The organism is Pseudidiomarina tainanensis, from assembly GCF_004214835.1.
Classification (GTDB): domain Bacteria; phylum Pseudomonadota; class Gammaproteobacteria; order Enterobacterales; family Alteromonadaceae; genus Pseudidiomarina; species Pseudidiomarina tainanensis.
In genome coordinates, this window is record NZ_PIQJ01000004.1 from 24,046 (window position 1) to 45,485 (window position 21,440).

The following is a 21,440-nucleotide window of genomic DNA, read 5'->3' on the forward strand; positions in this document are numbered from 1 at the left end:
AGTGACGGATGATTTTTATTTTGGCACACTGCCTGCCGGCTCTAAGATAAGAGATATCGATATGACTGCAGTAATGATCGACCTTGAAGGCACCGAATTAACTAACGCGGACCGTGAGCTATTGGCTCATCCTGCAGTTGGTGGAGTGATCTTTTTTAGTCGGAATTATGAGAATCAAACACAATTATTAGAACTTGTTCGCCAAACACGTGCTGCGGCTCGCAATCCATTAATCTTGGCGGTCGATCATGAAGGTGGACGAGTCCAGCGCTTTCGTGATGGATTCAGTGCGATTCCAGCAATGGCGCAGATTGGCCGTTATGCCGAATCTGATGCGCAAGCACAGAACTGGGCGCAAGAACTCGGCTGGTTGATGGCTGCAGAAGTACTGGCAATGGATATTGATATCAGCTTTGCGCCGGTGCTTGACGTGAATGGGATTAGTGAAGTGATTGGTGACCGTGCATTTGCCGAAACAAGCGAGAAGCTGATTCCTATCGCGCGAGCGTTTATTCGCGGTTTACATCAGGCGGGCATGAAAGCAACGGGTAAGCATTTCCCAGGTCACGGCTCGGTACGTGCCGACTCTCATATTGAAATACCGGTAGATGAGCGTAGCTGGGAAGAAATTCTAGCCACTGATTTGCCACCATTTATAGAGCTCGCCAGTTGTCTTGATGCGGTGATGCCGGCGCATGTAATTTATCCTGCCGTGGATGATAAGCCGGCAGGTTTTTCGAGCTATTGGCTGCAAGATATTTTGCGCGCGCAGTTACAATTTAACGGTATCATTTTTAGTGATGATCTGGGTATGGCAGGTGCTACTGTGGCTGGTTCCATGAGTGAACGTGCGCATGCAGCGCTCGATGCTGGGTGCGACATGGTATTAGTCTGTAACGATCGAGCTGGCGCAATGGAAGTTATTCAGGCAGTCGAGCCGCGTCTTGAACAGTTGAAAAAGAATGCCGCTCGGTGTTACCAGCAGTTGAGCAAACCAGCGGGCATGACCATGAACGTGTTACAGAATCATCCTCGCTGGCACGGTGCGCAAGCAGTTTTAACTGAAATCGAGAACGCTGCGACCGCTAAACCGAACTAATTTAACTTTCATATGGCAGCGGGTCGGTCACCTGATTCGCTGCAAAGGCTTCTAATCTTTCCACACAAGCCCCGCATTTGCCGCAAGCCTTGTCACGACCGTTATAACAGGTCCAGGTTTGGCTGTAATCGAGGTTCATGCGCAACCCGTCTGCTAAAATTTCCGCTTTGTCGTTGCGCAAATATGGTACCTCAATTCGAATCGGCTCATAGTTGGCAATTAGACTCACAGCATTCATTTTTTCCACAAATTCAGGTCGGCAGTCTGGGTAAATCGCGTGATCACCAGAATGAGCACCGTAGTAAACAGCTTCAGCACCGATACTTACGGCATAGCCGATTGCTAATGAAAGCAAGATCATATTACGATTTGGCACGACCGTTGATTGCATTGACGCTTCAGCATAGTGTCCCTCGGGGATATCAATATCCGAGGTCAATGAGCTACCAGCAAGAAGACTATTAATTGCTGTAATATCGACAACTTTATGAGGAATATCGAGTTGAAGACAAACCGCAGCGGCGACATCGAGTTCACGCACATGGCGTTGACCGTAATTGAAACTAAGTGCATAAACTTCGTGTCCTTGCTGTACTGCATGATGCAACACAGTGAATGAATCCATGCCACCTGAATAGATAACGACAACTTTTGCCATGTTACGATCCTAATTTGCCTAAATTTACGCTAAAATTCGCCTCATATTGTAACCCATATTATTTTGCAGATGTTGGAGAATCCTATTAATACGCTCTATCCAATTAATGAAGTGTTCCAAACCATTCAAGGAGAGGGGATTTATACTGGAGTTCCAGCAATTTTTGTCCGATTGCAGGGTTGCCCAGTTGGATGCCCATGGTGCGATACCCAACATACATGGGAGCAACACGCAAAAGATGAGGTCGCTCTTTCTGAGATTACCGAAAAAACAGCGCCAACAGCGCAGTGGGCGAATGCCTCGGCGAACGAGTTAGTTATGCTTCTGAAGCGTAAAGGGTATACCGCAACACACATCGTCATCACGGGCGGTGAACCGGCGATGTATGATTTAACTGAGCTGGGTATAGCACTGGAACAGGCGGGCTTTAAACTGCAAATAGAGACCAGCGGGACGTTTCCATTAAGAGTGACTGATGGTACTTGGGTAACTGTTTCACCTAAATTGGATATGCCAGGTGGATACTTAGTGCGCCCAGATTGTATGAAAAGAGCCGACGAGATCAAGTACCCAGTCGCGATGCAAAAGCACATAGATCAGCTCGACAAGTTGCTAGCAAGTTGTCCGCCGCGAGATGGTGTCAGTATTGGGCTACAACCGATTAGCCAGCGTCCTCGTGCGACGGAATTAGCAATGAAAGTCTGCATTGAGCGAAACTGGCGTCTTTCCGTTCAACTACATAAGTACCTTAATATTGAGTAGGTTATCAACCACTCCTTACATTCTCCTCTAGCATCGACATTACACTGAGTTTCCTGACCAATCTTGATAAGGAAACTCAGATGCAAGTGACAATTAAGCTTTCCTATTCTCCTGGCTCAAAACGCCATGCCCTAGGGCAGGGCATGACTGAGTATATTATTATTGTTGCGTTAATTGCTGTTGCAGCCATCGGTGTGTATTCCCTGTTAGGGAAAACCGTTCGTGGTCAGGTGGCGGGTATCGCTAGCGAAATAACCGGTCAAAGTGCCACTAATCAACTGAATAGTGCTCGCAGTGCAGCGCGTCGCGCCAATACGTTGGGTCGCCAAGACGTCAGTTTAGGTAACTATGATGAAGTTACAGAATCTGGAAATTAACATGAGAAGTGAGCGTGGTTATGTCAGTGTGCTCGTATTGCCTGCCGTTGCTGGTTTGCTCGCCATGCTGCTTGTTGTGGTCTCGCAACAACAGCGATTACAGCAACGGTGGCACTTGCAAAGTGCTGCCGATAACATGGCGTTAAGTGCAGCCACGATTATCGCGCGCGAATTTAATTTAATTGCAGTTATTAATCGCGCGTTGATTGCTAACCAAGTGACGCAGGGGCAATTATTAGGTTTAGCTAGTTGGTTTAGTAGTATTCGTTCCGCTACTGAACGTCTAGCGTTGGTTACTAGTATTGTTCCATACCTGAATGTGGTGACAGGCCATCTTGCTAAGGCAGTCAAATATGCTGAAAGGCCACTCCATATCATCGTGAACAGTGCCTTAGTGTTGCAGCGCATATTGCTTTCAACACTGCAAACCGCTCAGTGGATGATTCGCGCTTCATTCGCAATGATGATCCCCAAAAGTCTTGCTGAAATCGCCAAGGTTCAAAACATATCGCAACATTCATGGACGCTGTTTCATAGTCCGGGTCTGATTGAGTTTCCGTGGTTGTGGTGGCGATATATGCCACTTCAACATGGGGCTCGAGATAATGATTTACTGCGGGAAATGACTCAAAGTAGTCGCGATGATTTTTCTTCCAAGCGCAGCTACAAGTGGTTCGATGCTGGCTTTGTGAAAGCTAGAAAAGCAGGTGGCAGTGACCTCGTTATGGTCAATCAGGGGCGTTGGGCATGGCAATCAATGGATACAGTTGCCTTGCATATCCGTTGGTTGTTTAAGCGCGAGGAAATTCCTTGGGGCGAAGGCGTAACTTATCAGAGTCGCAACATTACTAGCGTGACTGAGAATCAGTTTGGCGAAAGCCGTCAAATCAACCCACGAGCAACCCAGTTGGCATTGATTGATCAACAAAATATGGGCACCACAACAACACCTTATTACTTCAATAAAGAACAGCTTGAAGTAGATGACTGGCCGTCGGTGATCATTAAGTTTGATGATGTTTTTGCAAAAGCAGGCGTGCGATTTTCACGTCCTCAATCAGTACTTCCTAGAGCTACTAAAACAACCGAGCAGGCGAATTTATTTAATGCACTTTGGGAGTCTGAGCTGCAGTCACTCAATGCTCCAGAAAAGCTTATTTTAAGCCGCTTTGCACAAGGTGAACTATGAATAATTACTCGGCTTTTCGTCAACATGGGCAAGGTATGGTTGAACTCATTGTATTGTTGAGTCTGTTGTCAGTGACCTTGTCTATGAGTTTCACTAAATTAAATGATGCTTTGACTTCCCAGCATAACGAGCTGAATAAGTTGCGCGCTGAAATCTTGCAGCCAATACCGACCGGCTCCTGGCAACGCAAGCAAACAGATGAATTTAGTTCACAAGTGAAACCAATCTTAGCACCACTGAATGATTACACAGAGTTAAAAGTTAAGCTCGATAACCTGCATTTTGTCACCTCGGAAAACTCGCGCTACATATTAGCTCGACTCACGGATGATTGGCAGTTGGATAACAATATGGAGCTGATTTCATCTCCGCGTTCGCTGACGCTGAGTCACTATTTACATCAATCTGGTTTAAGCACCGTGCTTGATGTGATTGGTGGGTTACCGATAAGCCGCGAATTAAAACGTGAATCACTAGTACTCGGCAAGGTGGATAGTGACATTACGCCTTATGAATTGCGTTGTAAGGATCCGGCGTGTCGTTGATAAGTGCGTGGATGTTAGCTCATGCGCAGGTCGTGGCCGAAAACGATCAGGGTGTGTTATGGCAAATGAACGAACCTAATGCTGTGATTCAATTGGTTGAACGTTTTGGTTGCTCACCTATTGAGCCAGTTAATCAACAGTACTATTGCCGAGATGCGGCTAAACAAATTTGGCACATACAATCACTCAATGGGCGCGTTTATGCGCAATCATTTGCCCTAAACCAGCAGCAGGTTGTGGCTAAGCGAACCTGGCTTGGCAAACATCTCCTGACGCAAGTAGTTGAACATTATCAGATTGAAATTTTTGAGTCACAGCAGCGGGCACAAACTCTAGTCGACGGATTTAACTTTCGATATGGCGCGCGTCTTGCGTCATCAAGGGAAATAGAACATGGACGTTATCACATTACATTGGACAAGCCACAAACCTCTTTGTTGTTGGTTCAGCAGCCAACAAGTACCCACATCGTACAAATTACAACAAGGACAAAGTCTCATTGAGAGCCTAATTATTATGTTGTTTGCTAGCGCAATGTGGCTGATTCCAATAACTGCCGATGGGTATAACATTATTGAGATGACAAAGCACATTGTGCAATCGACAGCAGCGCACTTCGATTGGGTTTGGCAGTATTTCACACTTAATCCGTTGGTTTGGTAACGAGTTATGCTCAAGCCCAATCACAAAAGCAAACTTACGGCATTGGTCGTGCTGAGTTTAATTTTAAGCTTCGCCAGTTATCAGTTAGTTACGAGTTATGTTGCTGAGAAGGCTTCGCAAGAAGTTGCTGAACAACGGGAAATTGAACTGGGGATTTTAGTCAGTCAACGCGATATTTTGGTTGGCGAAATCATCAATTCTGACACTTTGGTTGTCCGTAACTTCCCGCAAAGTCTTGTGCAAGATAATTGGCTTCGCCCCGAGGATGCGCCGAGCATAATCGGCCTAGCTTCAAGTCGGTTTATTGACCGCGGTGAACCTTTAACAGCAAATGCGATAGAGCCATATAGAACGCCTCGCTTTTCCAGCAATTTAAAACCCGGCTTTTATGGCGTCACGAGTCTTGTCTCTGTTCAGCAGTTGCACAATGGCTTGGTGAAAATTGGAGACCATGTGACGTTGCGAGGAAGCGACTTTCAAGACAGCAGTAAGCCATTGGTTCTGGTTAATATTCCGGTTATTGCAATGGACAATTTCGACAATGAAGCGCAGCTTGATATTAGCCCATCGCATTACCTACCAAGCACGATGACCTTTGAGTTTACGCCGGTGCAGGCGGAGATTTTTGAGGTGATGAAACTACAAAATTTCGGGGTGTGGCTGCAACGTCCAGGTAGTGAGTACGTTGTATCAACACCACCAGTTCCCGTCAAAATCCACCGATTTTTCGCCAATGAGGTCAGTACTGATGCGATTTATTAATTTCGTTGTTGTTGCAGTTGTGGCGATGGTTGCTTTTCCCGTTGCAGCATCCAACGTTGTGAACCTGAACGTCGGAGAAACTCAGCTAGTATCGCTAAAAGGTGTTTCTGATGTTGTGGTGGGCAATGAAAGTATTATAAAGGTCGAGTTATTGCAGCCTAATGACCTTGTTATCAAAGCAATTACTGCAGGACACACCGAATTGCTTGTTCGATATCAAAATGGTGAAAACAATAAAATCAAAGTAGCAGTTAGTGAACTTGAAGATGCGAAGCAGCAGATTCATTTAAATTGGATAAAGCGCAAATATTCGCAATTGCAGTTTACCGAAATCGCAGGCGCTATGGTGATATCTGGCGAGCTCAATCAAGCCGATTTGAAACAATTAAATCAAGACACAAAAGATTATCCAACATGGCTGATACAGGTGGACCAAGCGCCAATTGCTATTGACCAAATGATTGAGCTTCAAGTGACCATTCTGGAGGTTAAACGTCAAAGCGCTAAACATTTAGGTGTTAATTGGCAAAATTCGATATCTGGGCCAACACTTAGCGATGTTAACTCTCAATGGGTGACATTTCCGATAACTTTACTCTCGACCGTTAATTTATTGATTCAAAATGGTCAGGCACGAATTCTCGCTGAGCCAAAATTAATCGCAGCAAGTGGCGGGAAAGCGGACTTTTTGGTGGGTGGAGAGTTTCCGATTCCACAAGTACTGGCTCAAGGCATGCAGGATGTCGAGTTTCGAGACTACGGTATTTCATTATCGATGTCGCCGCATGACTTGGGTCATGGCCAAATATCAACCGAAATCAAAGCTCAAATCAGTACGATTGATCCTGCCACGGCTATTCAGGGCATCCCAGGCATGCTAACGCGACGCGTGAGCAGTCTTATTACGGCAAAAAGTGGTGAAGCAATCATATTGTCAGGATTACTGAGTCAAGAGCAGTCATTACAAACCGATGCATTTCCGGTACTCAATAAAATGCCGATTTTAGGTGAACTCTTTTCATCGAAAGAGTTTCGCGACGCTGAAACGGAGCTGATTGTTGTCGTCACGCCAATGCTGCAAGCGCAACAACGTCAGACTCAGAAAGCGCATAAGAATGCTCAATTACTGATTAACCTGTTTCGCGATGCAGCCGATTGCGTGGGGTTATCCGATGCCATTTAATCAGGACTTAGCTCGGCAACATCTGCGCCAATCTTTGCAGCGTAGTGAGAAAAATATTGAGCAGATGACAACTACTGAACTTCATCAGCAAGCAATCATCATTTTAGAAAATTATAAAACGACTTTATCGGTAGCGGATGCCAACGAACTCGCGCTAACGATTGAAAACATCGTCAATGATTGTATTGGTTTTGGACCAATAACTAGCTTGCTACACGATCAGTCGGTATCAGAAATCATGGTTAATGACTTTCAAACTATTTTTGTCGAAAAGGAAGGCAAGCTATCGCGATGCTCGATTGCGTTTTCAAGTGAAGAAGAATTGCTACGTGTTATCGATCGTATCATAACGCCACTGGGTAGGCGCTTAGATAGTGCTCAACCAATGGTTGATGCGCGTATGCCCGACGGCTCTCGAATAAATGCTGTGATATCGCCATTGGCGCTACGTGGGAGTTGCTTAACGATACGTAAATTTTTAGCGAAGCAGTTGCAGTTTGCTGATTTAGTGCAACAAGGGTCGCTGTCAGATCAAGCCGCAGAATATTTACAACAATGTGTGGTTGAGCGGCGCAACATATTAATTGCGGGTGGTACCGGTACCGGAAAAACTACGCTTTTAAACACCTTGGCGGGAATAATTCCCCCGCATCAACGGGTAATCACTATTGAAGATGCTGCTGAATTACAGCTGAACCATCAAAACTTAATTGCATTAGAGGCGCGTCCGCCGAACGCTGAAGGCCAAGGTCGAGTATCAATCCGAGAATTGCTAATCAATGCCTTGAGGATGCGACCGGATCGAATCATTGTCGGTGAATGCCGAGGCATAGAGGCCATTGATATGTTGCAGGCCATGAACACCGGACATGAAGGTTCATTAACAACGCTACATGCGAATACGGCAAGAGACGCAATTCAGCGGCTTGAGGTAATGGTCCTTATGGCAGGTTTAGAAATTCCTTTAGCAGCTATTCGACAACAGATTGCTTCAGCAATCGATGTGATAGTTCAAATTCAGCGAGATAGTGATGGAGCTAGGGTCATTCGAGAGATATCCGAAGTTTCTGGAATTGATACTGACGTGATTCAAATGAATCAAGTATTTAAGCGAGAAGATAAGCAGTTCATGGCAACTGGAGTGCTCTCGGTATGGCAATAGAAAATCTGGGAGCGACGACTGAAATTATCGTAATGCTGACCTTTGTGAGTTTATATGTCACAGCATTTATTCTATTCATTCACTTCGTTGATAGATGGAAAAATCCAGCACAAAAATGGCTCATGGATAGCACAGAACAATCTCTCGCCGATTTTCTAATCTACCTACCCGCGAAGATTTTTTGGGAACGCTTAACGTTGTTCGTGTTGCCTCTTCTATTGATATTGACTGTTTTGACATCGCTATTTATTAGTTTTGTCGTTGGAAGCGCGATGGCGTTAGGAGCCGTGTTTGCAAAAAAACTGTTATTAGCGCGGCGTCATCGGTTGATTAACTTCCAGCTGCCGGATGCAATTGACCTTCTGGTGACAGCAATGCAGGCGGGTTTGAGTTTCAATGCTGCATTTGAGCGCAGTGCTATGCAAGTTGCCGCTCCCCTCCGATACGAATGGCTACTTGTGATTCGGCGCATGCGAACCGGCGAAACACCAATCGTCGCACTCGCCAGCTTTTATCAACGAGTGAACACTGAGGCCGTTTTGCAGATGTTACTAACCATGCAGCTTGGCATTCAGCATGGCTCACAACAAGCAGATATTCTGCAGCGATTGGCAGTTACGTTAAGACAGCAACAGTACGCTGTTGAGCGGGTTAAGAGTTTATCCGCACAAGCTCGATTGCAAGGTAAAGTCATGTTGCTGCTACCCATTGGCTTGTTTGCAGCACTGCATTTTCTGCATCCAGAAAACACCGTCATTTTGACTCAGACTGAGTTTGGACATTATTTGCTAGGCGTCAGTTTGGGTTTGATGTTAGCCGGTCATTTCTTAATTCGAAGAATATTAGGAGATGCCTATGCACATTGATATTTTGATTTGGGTAGCCCTGTCTATCACGTGTGTTTGTATTGCTGCTCTTTGGTTAAAAATTGTAGCCGTATGCGGCAGTAGTGTTCGATTAAAAGCTACCCTTGATAAACTCATTTATAAGTTACCCAAAACCCTTTCTAGCAAAGTTATAACGACCGCCCAACAGGCTGTACCTGAACAGACGCCTGCTGCATGGCTCTTGCATCAGCTCATTGTTGCAATGAGTGTTTTCATCATTCTTAGCTTGCCGATTAGCGCGGTGGTTAAATTAACTATCGGGGTATCTTTACTACTCATGGTTTTAGCGAGACGTAATCGACTTAAAGCTTATCAGCGCAAGGTAATCAGACAATGGCCAAGCGCACTTGATCTGGTTGCCATGTTGATGCAATCGGGATTGTCATTACGAGCCGCGCTCCATGCGTTACAGAGTATTCCCAACAATCTATCTGCAGTAGCTGAGATAGCGCGGTTGCATCGCTTACAGCAAAGCGGTTACTCACTCAGTCAAGCCATAGACGCATTATCTTTACGGATCACACATCCGTGGATAAGTCTTTTTGCTGGCGCAGTGCTCCAAGCACAAGAGACTGGCGGCGCACTAGCGAACACATTAAAGAGCCAAGCCAATCAGTTTCGACAGCAGCAGTTGCTCGAAGCTGAGAAACGAGCACAAGAAGTTTCCGTCAAGTTAATGTTGCCGCTAATTTTCTGTTTTTTCCCAGTAACAATGTTACTGATTTTAGGTCCAGTGTTTATCGGTTTTACCCAAGGAGGAATGCTATGAAACAGGGACGTTTCTATCTTCATTCAAATGGTCGCTGCATTTGGCGCGATGTTAAGGTTATGGAGTATTTCCCACAACGACTTGTCGGCATGCTTTATCTACGTGTCGCATCCCCGCAACGGGCGTTTTGGTTTCCCAAATGTAGTGCTATTCATACTTGGGGAATGCGCTTTGCCATTGATGTTGTCGGCCTCGATAAGCAACTGAACATTGTAACGGTGTTGCGAAATGTCCAGCCAGCTAAAGTTGTCCGTTTAACCGGTGTCGATTCTCTTATTGAGTGCGAAGCTGGTTGTCCACTGCCATTAGAATCTTGGCAGGGTCAAAAATTGGATTTTTGCTTAAGGGAAGCGGTTTATGAATAAAGCAACGATAATGCTGATAATGATTAGCCTCGTATTGACTACCACAGGTTGTAACAGCACGACACGAGTTAACTTTTCTACGGTAGAGCAGCATTACGCCATTGCTAAGGTAGTCTATGAGCGTGGCGACTTGCACACTGCGGAGGGGAGTTTACAGCAAGTGCTCAAGGCGCAACCGAGACACCTCGAAAGTTGGTGTTTACTGGGACACGTCTACTATCGCTTGAATCGCTATGAGGCGGCAGACAATGCCTATCAAAAATGTTTAGCTCTTCGAGCAGATCAACCCGCCATCTGGCATAACTTAGCGGCAGTCAAATTGAGACAAGCAACTGAGTTATTAATTACTGGGCTACCTTATCTCGAGTTCGGCGAGAGCGATTCCGAATTTGGCACTAATTATCGATTGTTGTTACAGGAACTGGCTCAATTACATGGCGTATCCGGCTTAAGTATGGAGACTCGTGTTGAAAACTAGGCAAGCAGGTATGTTTACGCCGCTCCTCATTGGGATAGTGCTTATTGTCACGGCAGCTATGATGCCGTTGCCACCAGACACCAGAATCTCAGAGCTAGAACGCTTACGCTACCAACACGCAACGTGGTGGTTTTGGCAACGAGCTGTGGTTCATTATCAAAGAAAATTTGATATTTGGCCGCCATCACTTGAAGAACTCGCGACGACTTTTACGCTGCCTCCTGCACCCGAGTTTTTAATCGGTACTGCAGAAGGTAATCGATTCAAATTGAGTTGGTTGAATCTAACAGCAGCAGATATCCAAATACTTAGCAGCGGACTACAACACCCGCACGTTAATATTCATGACGATCGCATTGAAGCGGTGATGGGGAATGGATCTGCATCGCATGAAATTGAAGGTGTGCATCGCTACGAGAGTTCTCCGTTGGCCGCAAACCTTTCTCTCGGTAATCACCATTTGCTGAGCACCAGAGATATCTACGTAAACGAAGCCAGCGTCGCTTTACCAAGTACCGTTGACAGAATTCGATCGATAACCGCTAATATGACAACACTGGTTATGAATGGTCCGGTGGTGGCAGACAAGATTGCCCCTGATCGACTGCGGGTTGATCAACTGAGTAATTTACTCACCGATATCAACCGGCAGTACAATAAGTTGCTGGCACATATGCAGTCCGCTCCCGATGAGCCCAGTCCGTATTAATCTTCATCCGAATATTGATTGGGTTGCGCTCGTAAATCACGGGTATTTGCGACGCGCTTAAGCTCAAGGTGAAGACCTGCTTTGGCGAGAAGGTGAGCACTAATAGGCGCGGTCAAAAATAAGAAAATAGTAATGAGTAATTCATGCCAAGAAAACGCTGTGGTCACTGAAAAATAGATAATAGAGCCAAGAATGACACCGCCAACACCTAGAGTTGTACTCTTAGTTGGGGCATGCAGTCGTGCCATGAAATCAGGCAAGCGAGCTAGGCCTACTGAGCCTATCAAGGCAAATAGTGCACCGATAATAATCAAGCTTGAAACTAGCCAATCTGCCCAAGCAGGGAGTTCAGTCATATTCATTTAGTGATGCCTTATTCAATAATATCACCGCGAAGTAAAAACTTCGCTGCTGCAACGGTGCCAATAAAGCCTAACATGGCGATAAGCAAAGCGGCTTCAAAATAAAATGCGGTGCCGTGCCAAATTCCAAATAGTACCAGTAGCGCTAGTGAATTAATGTAAATCGTGTCTAGCGCTAGAATGCGATCAGGTAGGTCGGGCCCTCTAAATAGGCGCCATAAGTTTAGTAACAGCGCCACACTAAACGCGACAAACGCAAATTGAACAGCGAAAATTAACATTTGAAAATCTCCTTTAGGCGCATCTCATAGCGTTGTTTAATTGAAGCGATTAGCTTTTCATGGTCTTCAACATTAAGCGCATGAATCATGAGAGCGCGGCCATCACGACGAATTTCAGCAGTAATTGTGCCAGGCGTAAGACTGATAGTACTTGCTAGTACGGTGATAGGTACTTCACCAACAATATCCAGTGGATATTCAATAAGCGCAGGCTTGATGCGCCGCGAAGGCATCAAGATGATTGCTGCGATATTTAGGTTGGAAATTAAGATATCAACAAGCAGTAGAAAAAAGTATTCAATGGCCTTCAATGGCTTATGAATCTTGGCTGGAAAGTCTCGACCGCGATTTGTATAAAGTGGAATTGCCACTGCTAATATGCAGCCAAGCACAACTAATCCTGGCGTAATGGTATTTTGTAATAGTAGCCAGAAAATAAGTAAAAACAGGCTTAAATAAGGAGCCGGTAAAATCTTACTCATGGGAATACCCCTCTCCTAGTACAGCTTCAATGTACGAAGCAGGGTGCATGACATCATAGGCGATACCATTAATAAAATTGCTAATACTTCCAGCAAAAATGGTTAAGCCCACAATTGCGCAGAGTAATAAACCAATTGTAATAAGTTGACCTTTAGGATGGCTGATATCACCGGGTTTGCCGTCGAATGTATGCCAGAACATGCGGCTACCTGCTCGTGACAGTGACACCATGACCAAGAAGGTGCTACCGAGCACGAGTGGCCATAATAAGGCAACCTGAGCACCTGTTCTCGCCGCCTCTAGGATAAATAGCTTTCCAATAAAGCCTGAGAACGGGGGCATACCAATAATTGCAATCGCTGCAGCGAAAAACATCATCCCTAGCACAGCATGCTGAGCCATCTTACGCCCTTTAACAATACGCGATGCGGTTTTACCGCGTTGCTTTGCGACCACATCGGCAATTAGAAATAGAGCGGCCGTTATGAAGGTTGAGTGCAACATGTAATACATCACAGCGGTAATAGAACGCTCTGAGTTCATGCTAAAAGTTGTCAACATTGTTCCTACGGAGATGACAACAAGATAGGCTATAACGAGGCGTAAATCACGACTACCAATGACACCAAGTGCGCCAATTGCAAGCGTGCCTAAACCAAGCCACCAAAGCCATTCATAACCTAATAACGCAGAAGCACCGGAATCTTCACCAAAAATTAAAGTGAACACGCGAATTATTGCGTAAATTCCGACTTTCGTCATAATCGCAAATAATGCTGCAACGGTACCAGTGGTCATGGCATACGCCTGCGGTAACCAAAAATAGAGTGGTAACAAGGCTGCCTTAAGAGCAAACACAATCAGTAACAGTAACCCACCTACACGGGCAATATGAGCGTCGTCGGCTTGAAGACTAGCAATTTTCACGGCTAAATCCGCCAAGTTTAAGGTGCCAGTAATACCGTAAATGACCCCAAGAGCAATCAAAAAAACGGCAGAGCCAGTTAAGTTTAACAATACGTAATGGAGGGTAGCTCGGAGCTTTTGTTTACCACCGCCGTGCATTAAAAGTGCGTAGCTTGAAATCAGTAGAATTTCGAAGAATACGAATAAGTTAAACAAATCGCCGGTTAAAAATGCACCAAGTATTCCTAATAATTGAAATTGGAATAAAGCCTGAAAATGCGAGCCAAGGTTGTCTTCACCGTAGCAGGCATACCATAGAACAGGAAGTGCCAGAATGGCTGTGAGTAGAACCATCAGTGCTGAGAGTTTATCGACAACGAGAACGATGCCAAAAGGAGCTTGCCAGCTGCCTAGCGCATAAACGCTTGGTCCCTGCTGGGATTGTAGCAACAAGATCACAGCAACAATCAGCAAAGCGATACAAGAGACAATACCAATAGCCCGGCGATACCGTTGTGGCTCTTCACCCCACGGTAGCAGTTGCAACAATGCCGCAAGCATAGGAATCAGTAATGGAAGAACGACTAAGTGTTGACTGAACATTAGCGCTGTGCCTCCCCATCATTTTGATTGGGTTCATTAACTTCGTCAGTGCCGAGTTCGCCTCTCACTCTTACAGCCAAAATAATTGAATAGGCGGTCATTGCAAAACCGATAACAATAGCTGTGAGCACCAAAGCTTGTGGAAGAGGGTCGGTATAGTCCGGTTGATTACCAATTATCGGTAACTGATTAAGAACCAATCGACCGGTCGAGAACAGAAACAGGTTTACCGCATACGAAAGCATGGTGATACCGATGACAATCGGAAATGAGCGCCCGCGTAGAATTAAATAAATACTGCATGCCGTTAACACGCCCACAGTAACTGCATATAAAGCTTCCATTAATGCTTCTCCTGTCTTGGACGGTGACGCGTTGTCATTTGACCAAAATTAGCCAATATCATCAGAGTGGCACCGATAACGGTGAGATAGACACCGAGGTCAAAAAGAATTGCCGTGGCGAATTCAAATTCGCCCACAATTGGCCAGTGCACATGGGTGAACCAAGACGTTAAAAAGTTATGGCCGAAGAACCAACTACCTACGCCAGTAAATAATGCGATCATGACGCCGACTGCAGCTAGGGTTTGATAGTTATAATTGAAACGGTGTTTCACCCAATCAACTCCATTGGCCATATATTGCAAAATCATTGCCGAGGCAGTAATCAAGCCTGCAATAAAGCCACCTCCGGGAAGGTTATGACCACGTAGGAATATATAAAACGAAACCATCAGTGCTAGCGGTAAAATCGCTTGAGAAACTGTTTGTACCAATAGCGGGTGTTTCACTCGGTGCCAAGGTCGGCCATCGACATCACTGGATGGCATAAACGGACGCAGGTTATTAAGTAATTTGTGAATACCGGCAGCAGCAATGGCCAGCACGGTAATTTCACCTAGCGTATCAAAGCCCCGGAAATCAACTAGTATCACGTTAACAACATTGGTTCCGCCACCGCCAGAAACTGAGTTTTCCAAAAAGAAGTCAGAAATACTGTTTATTGGACGCGTTAGCAATGCGTAGTTAAGCGTGCCGACAATACCTCCGACGAAGCCGGCGAGCAGAATATCTCGTGCAACTCGGCTTCCACTTGATGCTTTCGGTATACGCTGTGGCATAAAGAATAATGCCAGAATCATGAGAATAATGCTGACAACCTCAACAACCAGCTGAGTCAATGCTAAATCGGGTGCCGAGAAATGGATGAATGTGAGTGACACCATGAGGCCAACCACCGACAACATCATCAGGGAGGTAAGCCGTTGATGATGAAATGCTGCAGTACCAATTGCTGCCAATATAATAATTAAAGCACCGGCTAAACTAACCGCATTTACAGGGAGTTGCTCGCGAGAGCCTGTGAGTTGATTTATTTGATACAACTCAGGTATCACAAACACGACAGTTAGAATGAGCAAGGCAGCAATGTAGCGCTGTAATGAGCCGGTCTCGATTCGACTCATCAAGCCATCGCAAAAGTTGGTGACTGATTTAACAATCTTAGCGAATACTTCTTTGGCATCGTGATGATCAAATTGCCGATTAAATGACAGTAAATCTTCTCGATATACATAAATTCCGATGCCGCCGATGATTGCTAAGACGCTCATTAATAAAGCCAAGTTAAAACCATGCCAAATTGAAATGGCTACTTCAACAGGGTTAGGGCTCACTACCGCGACAGCTGTTTGGAGTAGGTTTGAAGCGACAAACATTGGAATAACGCCCACAACAACACACAGTGCGGCAAGGATGATAACTGGGGCGCGCATCATGAGTGGTGGTTCATGTGGTTGTTTCGGCAAGTTTTCGGCAACTTTATCAAAGAACACACCGTGTACAAAGCGTATGGAATAAGCAACGGAAAGCATAGCGCCTGCGGTCACTAGCACTGGAACTAGCCAAGATAAACCACCAAAGAGATGTTGTTGATATGACTCCACAAACAGCATCTCTTTCGATAAAAATCCGTTGAATAGCGGAATTCCTGCCATTGAGGCTGATGTAATAACGGCGAGTACCATGGTAAATGGCATGAATTTGCGCAACCCACTGAGTTTACGCAAATCTCGGCTACCTGTCTCATGGTCGACAATTCCGGCAATCATGAATAAACCGGCCTTAAATGTGGCGTGGTTTAAAATATGGAATAGCGCAGCAAGCAGGGCGCCGGCACTGCCGAGGCCAAGTAACATCGTAATTAAACCCAAGTGGCTGATGGTCGAAAACGCGAGTAATCCTTTTAAGTCGGTTTTAAAAAGTGCAAAGTATGCGCCAAACAGCATCGTAGCCAGACCTGTTAGCGTTACTATGGTGAACCACTCGGGTGTGCCACCCAATACTGGGTAGAGACGAGCCATGAGAAATATCCCAGCTTTGACCATTGTTGCTGAGTGTAAGTATGCACTCACTGGCGTTGGTGCGGCCATAGCATGAGGTAGCCAAAACTGGAACGGAAACTGTGCTGATTTAGTAAATGCGCCGAGCAGCACTAATAACAAAGCTGGAACGTAAAGCGAATGAGCGCGAATCGATTCGGCCGCTGCGAAAACTGCGTCTAATTGATAACTACCGGCAATATTACCAATCAACAAGATACCGGCTAATAAGGCTAATCCACCAGCACCGGTAATTGCCAATGCCATTCTCGCACCGCGACGTGCGTTACTTTGATGGAACCAATATCCAATAAGCAAAAAGCTTGAAATACTCGTTAGCTCCCAGAACAACCACAGCAGAATGAGGTTATCAGCGGTAACGATTCCGAGCATGGAACCCATAAACAACAATAAACAAGCAAAAAACCGACCACTATTGTCATTTTCACTGAGGTAATAGTGCGCGTAAATAACAATAAGTAATCCAATGCCAAGTATTAAACCGGCAAATAACAGGGACAGTCCATCTAAACGAAAGCTAAAGCTCAAGCCTAACGCGGGTAACCAGTCAACATGAAAACTGGGAACTAAGCCTTGTAGCGACTGTGGTGCAAGGGTTAAGAGAAGAGCCAGACTGATCGCAGTCACTGATGCCGCTGAAAGAGTAATCATCCAGCGCGGACGGGTGCTCACCAATAACGGCAATATTGCACCGATAAACGGCAACATAACGAGTATAGCTAGATTCATTGGAATCCTTATATTGCAAAAAGTTGTTCGTTCTCAAGGTTTGTACGAATGAATTTACCACTTAGCTCAAACGGTTGCCAACAGCTTCGAACGTAACATATCGACCGCTTAACGTGGGAATTCACCGATCTGAACTCATAAATAAGAAGGGTGATTTACCTCGACATTTGGCGAGATTCTGATAGAATTCTCGTCTATTAATCGACTAGAGCATCAACAAACCTGCTCACATTTTTCAATCGCGGAAATTAGTCAGTTCAAACAAGTAAACTTTTCTTAGTTTATTTCCTACATCGCACTACCATCTCGAAATTTTATCTGTTACAATTCGCCGCCCTTTTTATAAGGGGAAGTCTTTTATTCTCAAAATTTAGGCTTATAGCTTAAACGCGAGGGTAACTGGACAACAGCGACTCGAGAGGGTCTGTTTTTTACATAAAGCGGAGCACTGCAATGATCCAAATGCAAACTACTCTGGAAGTGGCCGACAACAGCGGCGCACGCAGCGTACAATGTATTAAGGTTCTGGGTGGCTCGCACCGCCGTTACGCAAACATTGGCGATATCATCAAAGTTTCTGTTAAAGAAGCGATTCCTCGCGGAAAAGTGAAGAAAGGTGATGTTGTGAATGCGGTGGTCGTTCGCACCAAGAAAGGCGTCCGTCGTCAAGACGGGTCAGTCATCCGTTTTGACCGCAACGCGGCTGTTTTGTTGAACAACAACAAACAACCGATTGGCACTCGTATCTTTGGACCAGTGACTCGTGAATTGCGCTCTGAGCAGTTCATGAAGATTATCTCTCTGGCACCAGAAGTACTGTAAGGAGTCCAGATATGGCGGCAAAAATCAAACGTGATGATGAAGTAGTAGTCCTGGCAGGTAAAGACAAGGGTAAGCGCGGTAAAGTGCTTAAAGTCGATACCGCTTCGAATCGTGTATTCGTTGAAGGCGTAAACATCGTTAAGAAACACCAGAAGCCAAACCCTGCATTGGGCGTAGCGGGTGGTATCGTGGAGCAGGAAGCACCAATCCACGTTTCTAACGTAGCAGTTTACAACCCAGAGACTGGTAAAGCAGATCGTGTTGGTTTCAAGATTGAAGACGGCAAAAAAGTTCGTTTCTTCAAATCTAACAACGCAATCATTTAATTTTTAATTTGGAGTTTTACGATGGCGAAACTGCATGATTTTTACAAAGAATCAGTAGTTCCTGAGCTGCTTAAACAGTTCGGCTACAACAGCGTCATGCAAGTCCCTCGGATTGAAAAAATCACCCTTAACATGGGTGTTGGTGAAGCTCTGGCTGACAAAAAGATTCTCGACAACGCAGTATCTGACCTTGAAGCAATTTCTGGTCAACGTCCGGTACGTACTGTTGCTCGTAAATCTGTCGCTGGCTTCAAAATCCGTGAAGGCTACCCAATTGGCTGTAAAGTGACTCTGCGTGGCGAGCGTATGTGGGACTTTTTGCAACGTTTAATTATGATTGCAATTCCACGTATTCGCGATTTCCGTGGTTTGAACCCGAAATCTTTCGATGGTCGGGGAAATTACAGTATGGGCGTACGTGAGCAGATCATCTTCCCTGAAATCGACTTTGATAAAGTTGATAAGGTTCGTGGTCTTGACATCACTATCACCACTACTGCAGGCACTGATGACGAAGCTCGCGCTTTGCTCGCTGCCTTTAACTTCCCGTTCAAGAAGTAAGGTGTAGAGTTATGGCAAAAGAGTCAATGAAAATGCGTGAGCTGAAGCGTCAAAAGCTAGCAGCTAAATACGCAGAAAAACGCATCGCACTGAAAAATGTGATCAGCGATCCGAATACTTCGGACGAAGAGCGTTGGGAAGCCGTGCTTAAATTGCAAAGTCTTCCTCGTGATTCGAGCCCAAGCCGTCAGCGTAACCGCTGCCGCGTAACGGGCCGCCCACACGGTTTCCTACGTAAGTTCGGCATGAGCCGTATCAAAGTACGTGAGAAAGCGATGCGCGGTGAAATTCCTGGCTTGAAAAAAGCTAGCTGGTAAGCCACGAGTCACGGGAGAAAGCAAATATGAGCATGCAAGATCCAATTGCGGATATGTTCACTCGCATCCGCAACGCTCAGGGTGCTAACAAAGTTGCCGTGCGCATGCCTGCTTCTAAGCAGAAAGTGGCTATTGCCCAAGTTCTGAAAGAAGAAGGTTATATCGCGGACTTCAGCGTAACTAGTGATGTGAAAGCAGAACTAGAAGTTACTTTGAAGTACTTTGAAGGTAAGCCTGTTATTGAATCAATTGAGCGCGTAAGTCGCCCTGGTCTGCGTATCTACAAGAAACGCAACGAACTACCTAAAGTTATGGGTGGTCTAGGTGTCGCAGTTGTCTCTACTTCGAAAGGCCTGATGACTGACCGTGCCGCTCGCAAAGCGGGTCTTGGCGGTGAAGTTATTGGTTACGTAGCTTAACGAGGAGTTAGGAAATGTCACGAGTTGCTAAAGCACCGATTGCCATTCCTGCTGGCGTTGAAGTTACGCTAAATGGCCAGGAAGTAACAATCAAAGGTGCCAAAGGCTCATTGAGCCGTGTAGTAAATGATGCAGTAGAAGTTGTAAAAGAAGACAACGTTCTACGCACCATCGCACGTGAAGGCGTTGCAAACGCTACTGCGCAAGCAGGTACAGCACGTGCGTTACTGCAAAACATGGTGGTTGGTGTTGCGCAGGGTTATGAGAAAAAACTACAGCTAATCGGTGTTGGTTATCGTGCTAACACTGCAGGTTCTAAATTGAACCTGACGCTGGGCTATTCTCACCCGATTGAGTTCGATATCCCTCAGGGAATCACTATCGAAGTCCCAGCACAAACTGAAGTAGTCGTGAAAGGTGTCGACAAGCAGTTAGTAGGCCAAGTTGCCGCTAACATTCGCGCATTCCGTAAGCCTGAGCCTTATAAAGGTAAAGGTGTGCGTTATGCCGATGAGCAAGTGCGCCGTAAAGAAGCCAAGAAAAAGTAAGGTAAGACGATGGACAAGAAATCAGCTCGCTTACGCCGCGCAACTCGCGCTCGTAAGAAAATGCAAGAGTTGGGTGCTAACCGCCTGGTCGTTCACCGTACACCACGGCATATTTACGCACAGCTTATTGCACCGAACGGTTCTGAAGTACTAGCTTCAGCATCAACTGTTGAGAAAACTATGCGTGAGCAGTTCAAATCTGCTGGTAACGTAGAAGCAGCAAAAGCAGTTGGTAAGCTGATCGCTGAACGGGCGATTGAGAAAGGCGTGAAAAACGTTGCATTCGATCGCAGTGGTTTCCGTTATCACGGTCGTGTCGCCGCTTTGGCTGACGCAGCTCGTGAAGCTGGACTTCAGTTCTAGGAGACGAACATGGCAAATGCAAATGTAGAAGCTCAACAAAGTGATCTGCAAGAAAAGCTAATCACAGTAAACCGTGTAGCGAAGGTTGTTAAAGGTGGTCGCATCTTTAGCTTCACTGCACTGACTGTGGTTGGTGATGGTCAAGGTAAAGTGGGTTTCGGTTATGGTAAAGCTCGCGAAGTTCCAGCTGCTATTCAAAAAGCAATGGAAAAAGCGCGTCGCAACATGGTAACCGTGCAGCTGAAAGGTGATACCTTACAGCACCCTGTTAAAGGCCGTCATTCAGGTTCACAGGTATTTATGCAGCCAGCTTCTGAAGGTACAGGTATCATCGCCGGTGGTGCGATGCGTGCAGTACTGGAAGTTGCCGGTGTACACAACGTGCTGTCAAAAGCATATGGTTCAACCAACCCAATCAACGTTGTTCGTGCCACTATTAAGGCACTTCACGGTATGAAGTCGCCTGAGCAAGTAGCGGCTAAACGTGGATTGAGCGTTGATGAAATTTTGGGGTAGTGAGCAATGGCGAAAAAGACAATCAAAGTAACCCAGACGCGTAGCTCAATCGGTCGTTTGCCGAAACATAAAGCTACACTTCGTGGTCTTGGTCTGCGCCGCATTGGTCACACGGTCGAGCTGGAAGATACTCCAGCCGTCCGCGGCATGGTGAACCAAGTCACTTACATGGTAAAGGTGGAGGATTAAGAC

31 protein-coding genes are annotated in these 21,440 nt (G+C 45.7%); 24 read left to right on the forward strand and 7 right to left on the reverse strand.

Annotated elements, in window-relative coordinates; genetic code table 11:
• The first annotated feature begins 61 nt into the window (after nucleotides 1–61).
• Complete coding sequence (nagZ, locus tag CWI82_RS11205) at nucleotides 62–1,099, forward strand: beta-N-acetylhexosaminidase (protein ID WP_130203604.1); 1,038 nt, start codon at nucleotides 62–64, stop codon at nucleotides 1,097–1,099.
• A gap of 1 nt (nucleotide 1,100) precedes the next feature.
• Here nagZ and queC read toward each other — a convergent pair whose 3' ends face one another.
• Complete coding sequence (gene queC, locus CWI82_RS11210; RefSeq protein WP_130203605.1) at nucleotides 1,101–1,757, reverse strand: 7-cyano-7-deazaguanine synthase QueC; 657 nt, start codon at nucleotides 1,755–1,757, stop codon at nucleotides 1,101–1,103.
• Nucleotides 1,758–1,826: 69 nt separating this feature from the next.
• Here queC and queE point away from each other — a divergent pair, with 69 nt between their 5' ends.
• The 14 genes from queE (at nucleotide 1,827) to CWI82_RS11275 (ending at nucleotide 11,608) form a co-directional block, all read left to right on the forward strand.
• Entirely contained in the window at nucleotides 1,827–2,519 is a 693-nt protein-coding gene (gene queE, locus CWI82_RS11215) for a 7-carboxy-7-deazaguanine synthase QueE (protein ID WP_092858718.1), read from the forward strand.
• An 80-nt stretch (nucleotides 2,520–2,599) separates the two neighbouring features.
• Nucleotides 2,600–2,896: a Flp family type IVb pilin gene (locus tag CWI82_RS11220; protein WP_092858716.1), complete on the forward strand. Its 297-nt coding sequence runs from the start codon at nucleotides 2,600–2,602 to the stop codon at nucleotides 2,894–2,896.
• 1 nt (nucleotide 2,897) lies between these two features.
• The gene (locus CWI82_RS11225) at nucleotides 2,898–4,085 is read left to right on the forward strand and encodes a flp pilus-assembly TadE/G-like family protein (RefSeq protein WP_130203606.1); all 1,188 of its coding nucleotides are present in this window, start codon (nucleotides 2,898–2,900) and stop codon (nucleotides 4,083–4,085) included.
• Nucleotides 4,082–4,630, forward strand: a complete 549-nt coding sequence (locus tag CWI82_RS11230; protein ID WP_130203607.1) for a hypothetical protein — start codon at nucleotides 4,082–4,084, stop codon at nucleotides 4,628–4,630. Before CWI82_RS11225 ends, CWI82_RS11230 begins: the two co-directional genes overlap by 4 nt.
• The gene (locus tag CWI82_RS11235; protein ID WP_130203608.1) at nucleotides 4,621–5,133 is read left to right on the forward strand and encodes a hypothetical protein; all 513 of its coding nucleotides are present in this window, start codon (nucleotides 4,621–4,623) and stop codon (nucleotides 5,131–5,133) included. The genes CWI82_RS11230 and CWI82_RS11235 overlap by 10 nt, the downstream gene beginning before the upstream one ends.
• A 13-nt stretch (nucleotides 5,134–5,146) precedes the next feature.
• Nucleotides 5,147–5,293 (forward strand): hypothetical protein, encoded by a 147-nt coding sequence (locus CWI82_RS11440; RefSeq protein WP_165383932.1) that lies wholly within the window; start codon nucleotides 5,147–5,149, stop codon nucleotides 5,291–5,293.
• Nucleotides 5,294–5,299: 6 nt separating this feature from the next.
• A complete protein-coding gene (gene cpaB / locus CWI82_RS11240) occupies nucleotides 5,300–6,055 on the forward strand; it encodes a Flp pilus assembly protein CpaB (protein ID WP_092858708.1) in 756 nt (251 codons plus the stop codon).
• A complete protein-coding gene (locus CWI82_RS11245) occupies nucleotides 6,042–7,238 on the forward strand; it encodes a type II and III secretion system protein family protein (RefSeq protein WP_165383933.1) in 1,197 nt (398 codons plus the stop codon). The genes cpaB and CWI82_RS11245 overlap by 14 nt, the downstream gene beginning before the upstream one ends.
• The gene (locus CWI82_RS11250) at nucleotides 7,228–8,400 is read left to right on the forward strand and encodes a CpaF family protein (RefSeq protein WP_233340263.1); all 1,173 of its coding nucleotides are present in this window, start codon (nucleotides 7,228–7,230) and stop codon (nucleotides 8,398–8,400) included. Before CWI82_RS11245 ends, CWI82_RS11250 begins: the two co-directional genes overlap by 11 nt.
• Complete coding sequence (locus tag CWI82_RS11255) at nucleotides 8,391–9,266, forward strand: type II secretion system F family protein (RefSeq protein WP_130203609.1); 876 nt, start codon at nucleotides 8,391–8,393, stop codon at nucleotides 9,264–9,266. Before CWI82_RS11250 ends, CWI82_RS11255 begins: the two co-directional genes overlap by 10 nt.
• Nucleotides 9,256–10,056: a type II secretion system F family protein gene (locus tag CWI82_RS11260; protein ID WP_165383934.1), complete on the forward strand. Its 801-nt coding sequence runs from the start codon at nucleotides 9,256–9,258 to the stop codon at nucleotides 10,054–10,056. The genes CWI82_RS11255 and CWI82_RS11260 overlap by 11 nt, the downstream gene beginning before the upstream one ends.
• Entirely contained in the window at nucleotides 10,053–10,421 is a 369-nt protein-coding gene (locus tag CWI82_RS11265; RefSeq protein ID WP_092858700.1) for a DUF192 domain-containing protein, read from the forward strand. The genes CWI82_RS11260 and CWI82_RS11265 overlap by 4 nt, the downstream gene beginning before the upstream one ends.
• On the forward strand, nucleotides 10,414–10,899 hold the full coding sequence (locus tag CWI82_RS11270; protein WP_092858698.1) for a tetratricopeptide repeat protein: 486 nt from the start codon (nucleotides 10,414–10,416) through the stop codon (nucleotides 10,897–10,899). Before CWI82_RS11265 ends, CWI82_RS11270 begins: the two co-directional genes overlap by 8 nt.
• Complete coding sequence (locus CWI82_RS11275) at nucleotides 10,889–11,608, forward strand: hypothetical protein (protein WP_130203611.1); 720 nt, start codon at nucleotides 10,889–10,891, stop codon at nucleotides 11,606–11,608. Before CWI82_RS11270 ends, CWI82_RS11275 begins: the two co-directional genes overlap by 11 nt.
• Here the strand turns inward: CWI82_RS11275 and CWI82_RS11280 are convergent.
• The 6 genes from CWI82_RS11280 to CWI82_RS11305 are packed head-to-tail and all read right to left on the reverse strand — an operon-like array spanning nucleotide 11,605 to nucleotide 17,376.
• Nucleotides 11,605–11,970, reverse strand: coding sequence for a Na+/H+ antiporter subunit G (locus tag CWI82_RS11280; RefSeq protein ID WP_092858694.1), 366 nt, complete (start codon nucleotides 11,968–11,970; stop codon nucleotides 11,605–11,607). The genes CWI82_RS11275 and CWI82_RS11280 overlap by 4 nt on opposite strands.
• 11 nt (nucleotides 11,971–11,981) lie before the next feature.
• Entirely contained in the window at nucleotides 11,982–12,251 is a 270-nt protein-coding gene (locus CWI82_RS11285; protein WP_092858692.1) for a K+/H+ antiporter subunit F, read from the reverse strand.
• On the reverse strand, nucleotides 12,245–12,733 hold the full coding sequence (locus tag CWI82_RS11290) for a Na+/H+ antiporter subunit E (RefSeq protein ID WP_130203612.1): 489 nt from the start codon (nucleotides 12,731–12,733) through the stop codon (nucleotides 12,245–12,247). Before CWI82_RS11290 ends, CWI82_RS11285 begins: the two co-directional genes overlap by 7 nt.
• On the reverse strand, nucleotides 12,726–14,243 hold the full coding sequence (locus CWI82_RS11295; RefSeq protein WP_130203613.1) for a monovalent cation/H+ antiporter subunit D: 1,518 nt from the start codon (nucleotides 14,241–14,243) through the stop codon (nucleotides 12,726–12,728). The genes CWI82_RS11290 and CWI82_RS11295 overlap by 8 nt, the downstream gene beginning before the upstream one ends.
• Nucleotides 14,243–14,587, reverse strand: a complete 345-nt coding sequence (locus CWI82_RS11300; RefSeq protein ID WP_092858686.1) for a Na+/H+ antiporter subunit C — start codon at nucleotides 14,585–14,587, stop codon at nucleotides 14,243–14,245. The genes CWI82_RS11295 and CWI82_RS11300 overlap by 1 nt, the downstream gene beginning before the upstream one ends.
• Entirely contained in the window at nucleotides 14,587–17,376 is a 2,790-nt protein-coding gene (locus CWI82_RS11305; RefSeq protein WP_130203614.1) for a monovalent cation/H+ antiporter subunit A, read from the reverse strand. The genes CWI82_RS11300 and CWI82_RS11305 overlap by 1 nt, the downstream gene beginning before the upstream one ends.
• A gap of 453 nt (nucleotides 17,377–17,829) precedes the next feature.
• On the opposite strand from CWI82_RS11305, the gene rplN reads away from it, so the two are divergent.
• Genes rplN through rpmD form a run of 9 tightly spaced genes read left to right on the forward strand, consistent with a single transcriptional unit; the run spans nucleotide 17,830 to nucleotide 21,437 of the window.
• Nucleotides 17,830–18,198 (forward strand): 50S ribosomal protein L14, encoded by a 369-nt coding sequence (gene rplN / locus CWI82_RS11310; RefSeq protein WP_092593899.1) that lies wholly within the window; start codon nucleotides 17,830–17,832, stop codon nucleotides 18,196–18,198.
• Between the two features lie 11 nt (nucleotides 18,199–18,209).
• Nucleotides 18,210–18,524, forward strand: coding sequence for a 50S ribosomal protein L24 (gene rplX / locus CWI82_RS11315; protein ID WP_092858682.1), 315 nt, complete (start codon nucleotides 18,210–18,212; stop codon nucleotides 18,522–18,524).
• A gap of 21 nt (nucleotides 18,525–18,545) precedes the next feature.
• The gene (rplE, locus tag CWI82_RS11320) at nucleotides 18,546–19,085 is read left to right on the forward strand and encodes a 50S ribosomal protein L5 (RefSeq protein WP_092858680.1); all 540 of its coding nucleotides are present in this window, start codon (nucleotides 18,546–18,548) and stop codon (nucleotides 19,083–19,085) included.
• Between the two features lie 11 nt (nucleotides 19,086–19,096).
• Entirely contained in the window at nucleotides 19,097–19,402 is a 306-nt protein-coding gene (gene rpsN / locus CWI82_RS11325) for a 30S ribosomal protein S14 (RefSeq protein ID WP_092858678.1), read from the forward strand.
• A gap of 26 nt (nucleotides 19,403–19,428) precedes the next feature.
• Nucleotides 19,429–19,821: a 30S ribosomal protein S8 gene (gene rpsH / locus CWI82_RS11330; protein WP_092858676.1), complete on the forward strand. Its 393-nt coding sequence runs from the start codon at nucleotides 19,429–19,431 to the stop codon at nucleotides 19,819–19,821.
• A 14-nt stretch (nucleotides 19,822–19,835) separates the two neighbouring features.
• Entirely contained in the window at nucleotides 19,836–20,369 is a 534-nt protein-coding gene (rplF, locus tag CWI82_RS11335) for a 50S ribosomal protein L6 (RefSeq protein WP_092858674.1), read from the forward strand.
• Between the two features lie 9 nt (nucleotides 20,370–20,378).
• Nucleotides 20,379–20,732 (forward strand): 50S ribosomal protein L18, encoded by a 354-nt coding sequence (gene rplR, locus CWI82_RS11340; RefSeq protein ID WP_092858672.1) that lies wholly within the window; start codon nucleotides 20,379–20,381, stop codon nucleotides 20,730–20,732.
• A gap of 9 nt (nucleotides 20,733–20,741) precedes the next feature.
• Nucleotides 20,742–21,248, forward strand: coding sequence for a 30S ribosomal protein S5 (gene rpsE, locus CWI82_RS11345; protein ID WP_055439826.1), 507 nt, complete (start codon nucleotides 20,742–20,744; stop codon nucleotides 21,246–21,248).
• A gap of 6 nt (nucleotides 21,249–21,254) precedes the next feature.
• On the forward strand, nucleotides 21,255–21,437 hold the full coding sequence (gene rpmD, locus CWI82_RS11350; RefSeq protein ID WP_055439827.1) for a 50S ribosomal protein L30: 183 nt from the start codon (nucleotides 21,255–21,257) through the stop codon (nucleotides 21,435–21,437).
• Nucleotides 21,438–21,440 lie beyond the last annotated feature (3 nt).

Bases quoted from the DNA above. Each gene is read 5' to 3' on its own strand.
- rplE (WP_092858680.1), top strand. From the start codon at position 18,546: ATGGCGAAACTGCATGATTTTTACAAAGAATCAGTAGTTCCTGAGCTG.
- CWI82_RS11225 (WP_130203606.1), top strand. From the start codon at position 2,898: ATGAGAAGTGAGCGTGGTTATGTCAGTGTGCTCGTATTGCCTGCCGTT.
- cpaB (WP_092858708.1), top strand. From the start codon at position 5,300: ATGCTCAAGCCCAATCACAAAAGCAAACTTACGGCATTGGTCGTGCTG.
- rplN (WP_092593899.1), top strand. From the start codon at position 17,830: ATGATCCAAATGCAAACTACTCTGGAAGTGGCCGACAACAGCGGCGCA.
- rpsH (WP_092858676.1), top strand. From the start codon at position 19,429: ATGAGCATGCAAGATCCAATTGCGGATATGTTCACTCGCATCCGCAAC.
- nagZ (WP_130203604.1), top strand. From the start codon at position 62: ATGACTGCAGTAATGATCGACCTTGAAGGCACCGAATTAACTAACGCG.
- CWI82_RS11300 (WP_092858686.1), bottom strand. From the start codon at position 14,587: ATGGAAGCTTTATATGCAGTTACTGTGGGCGTGTTAACGGCATGCAGT.
- rpsN (WP_092858678.1), top strand. From the start codon at position 19,097: ATGGCAAAAGAGTCAATGAAAATGCGTGAGCTGAAGCGTCAAAAGCTA.
- CWI82_RS11270 (WP_092858698.1), top strand. From the start codon at position 10,414: ATGAATAAAGCAACGATAATGCTGATAATGATTAGCCTCGTATTGACT.
- rplX (WP_092858682.1), top strand. From the start codon at position 18,210: ATGGCGGCAAAAATCAAACGTGATGATGAAGTAGTAGTCCTGGCAGGT.
- rplF (WP_092858674.1), top strand. From the start codon at position 19,836: ATGTCACGAGTTGCTAAAGCACCGATTGCCATTCCTGCTGGCGTTGAA.
- CWI82_RS11255 (WP_130203609.1), top strand. From the start codon at position 8,391: ATGGCAATAGAAAATCTGGGAGCGACGACTGAAATTATCGTAATGCTG.
- queC (WP_130203605.1), bottom strand. From the start codon at position 1,757: ATGGCAAAAGTTGTCGTTATCTATTCAGGTGGCATGGATTCATTCACT.
- rpmD (WP_055439827.1), top strand. From the start codon at position 21,255: ATGGCGAAAAAGACAATCAAAGTAACCCAGACGCGTAGCTCAATCGGT.
- CWI82_RS11290 (WP_130203612.1), bottom strand. From the start codon at position 12,733: ATGAGTAAGATTTTACCGGCTCCTTATTTAAGCCTGTTTTTACTTATT.
- CWI82_RS11280 (WP_092858694.1), bottom strand. From the start codon at position 11,970: ATGAATATGACTGAACTCCCTGCTTGGGCAGATTGGCTAGTTTCAAGC.
- CWI82_RS11220 (WP_092858716.1), top strand. From the start codon at position 2,600: ATGCAAGTGACAATTAAGCTTTCCTATTCTCCTGGCTCAAAACGCCAT.
- CWI82_RS11245 (WP_165383933.1), top strand. From the start codon at position 6,042: ATGCGATTTATTAATTTCGTTGTTGTTGCAGTTGTGGCGATGGTTGCT.
- CWI82_RS11265 (WP_092858700.1), top strand. From the start codon at position 10,053: ATGAAACAGGGACGTTTCTATCTTCATTCAAATGGTCGCTGCATTTGG.
- CWI82_RS11230 (WP_130203607.1), top strand. From the start codon at position 4,082: ATGAATAATTACTCGGCTTTTCGTCAACATGGGCAAGGTATGGTTGAA.
- rplR (WP_092858672.1), top strand. From the start codon at position 20,379: ATGGACAAGAAATCAGCTCGCTTACGCCGCGCAACTCGCGCTCGTAAG.
- CWI82_RS11285 (WP_092858692.1), bottom strand. From the start codon at position 12,251: ATGTTAATTTTCGCTGTTCAATTTGCGTTTGTCGCGTTTAGTGTGGCG.
- CWI82_RS11260 (WP_165383934.1), top strand. From the start codon at position 9,256: ATGCACATTGATATTTTGATTTGGGTAGCCCTGTCTATCACGTGTGTT.
- CWI82_RS11295 (WP_130203613.1), bottom strand. From the start codon at position 14,243: ATGTTCAGTCAACACTTAGTCGTTCTTCCATTACTGATTCCTATGCTT.
- rpsE (WP_055439826.1), top strand. From the start codon at position 20,742: ATGGCAAATGCAAATGTAGAAGCTCAACAAAGTGATCTGCAAGAAAAG.
- CWI82_RS11250 (WP_233340263.1), top strand. From the start codon at position 7,228: ATGCCATTTAATCAGGACTTAGCTCGGCAACATCTGCGCCAATCTTTG.
- queE (WP_092858718.1), top strand. From the start codon at position 1,827: ATGTTGGAGAATCCTATTAATACGCTCTATCCAATTAATGAAGTGTTC.
- CWI82_RS11440 (WP_165383932.1), top strand. From the start codon at position 5,147: ATGTTGTTTGCTAGCGCAATGTGGCTGATTCCAATAACTGCCGATGGG.
- CWI82_RS11305 (WP_130203614.1), bottom strand. From the start codon at position 17,376: ATGAATCTAGCTATACTCGTTATGTTGCCGTTTATCGGTGCAATATTG.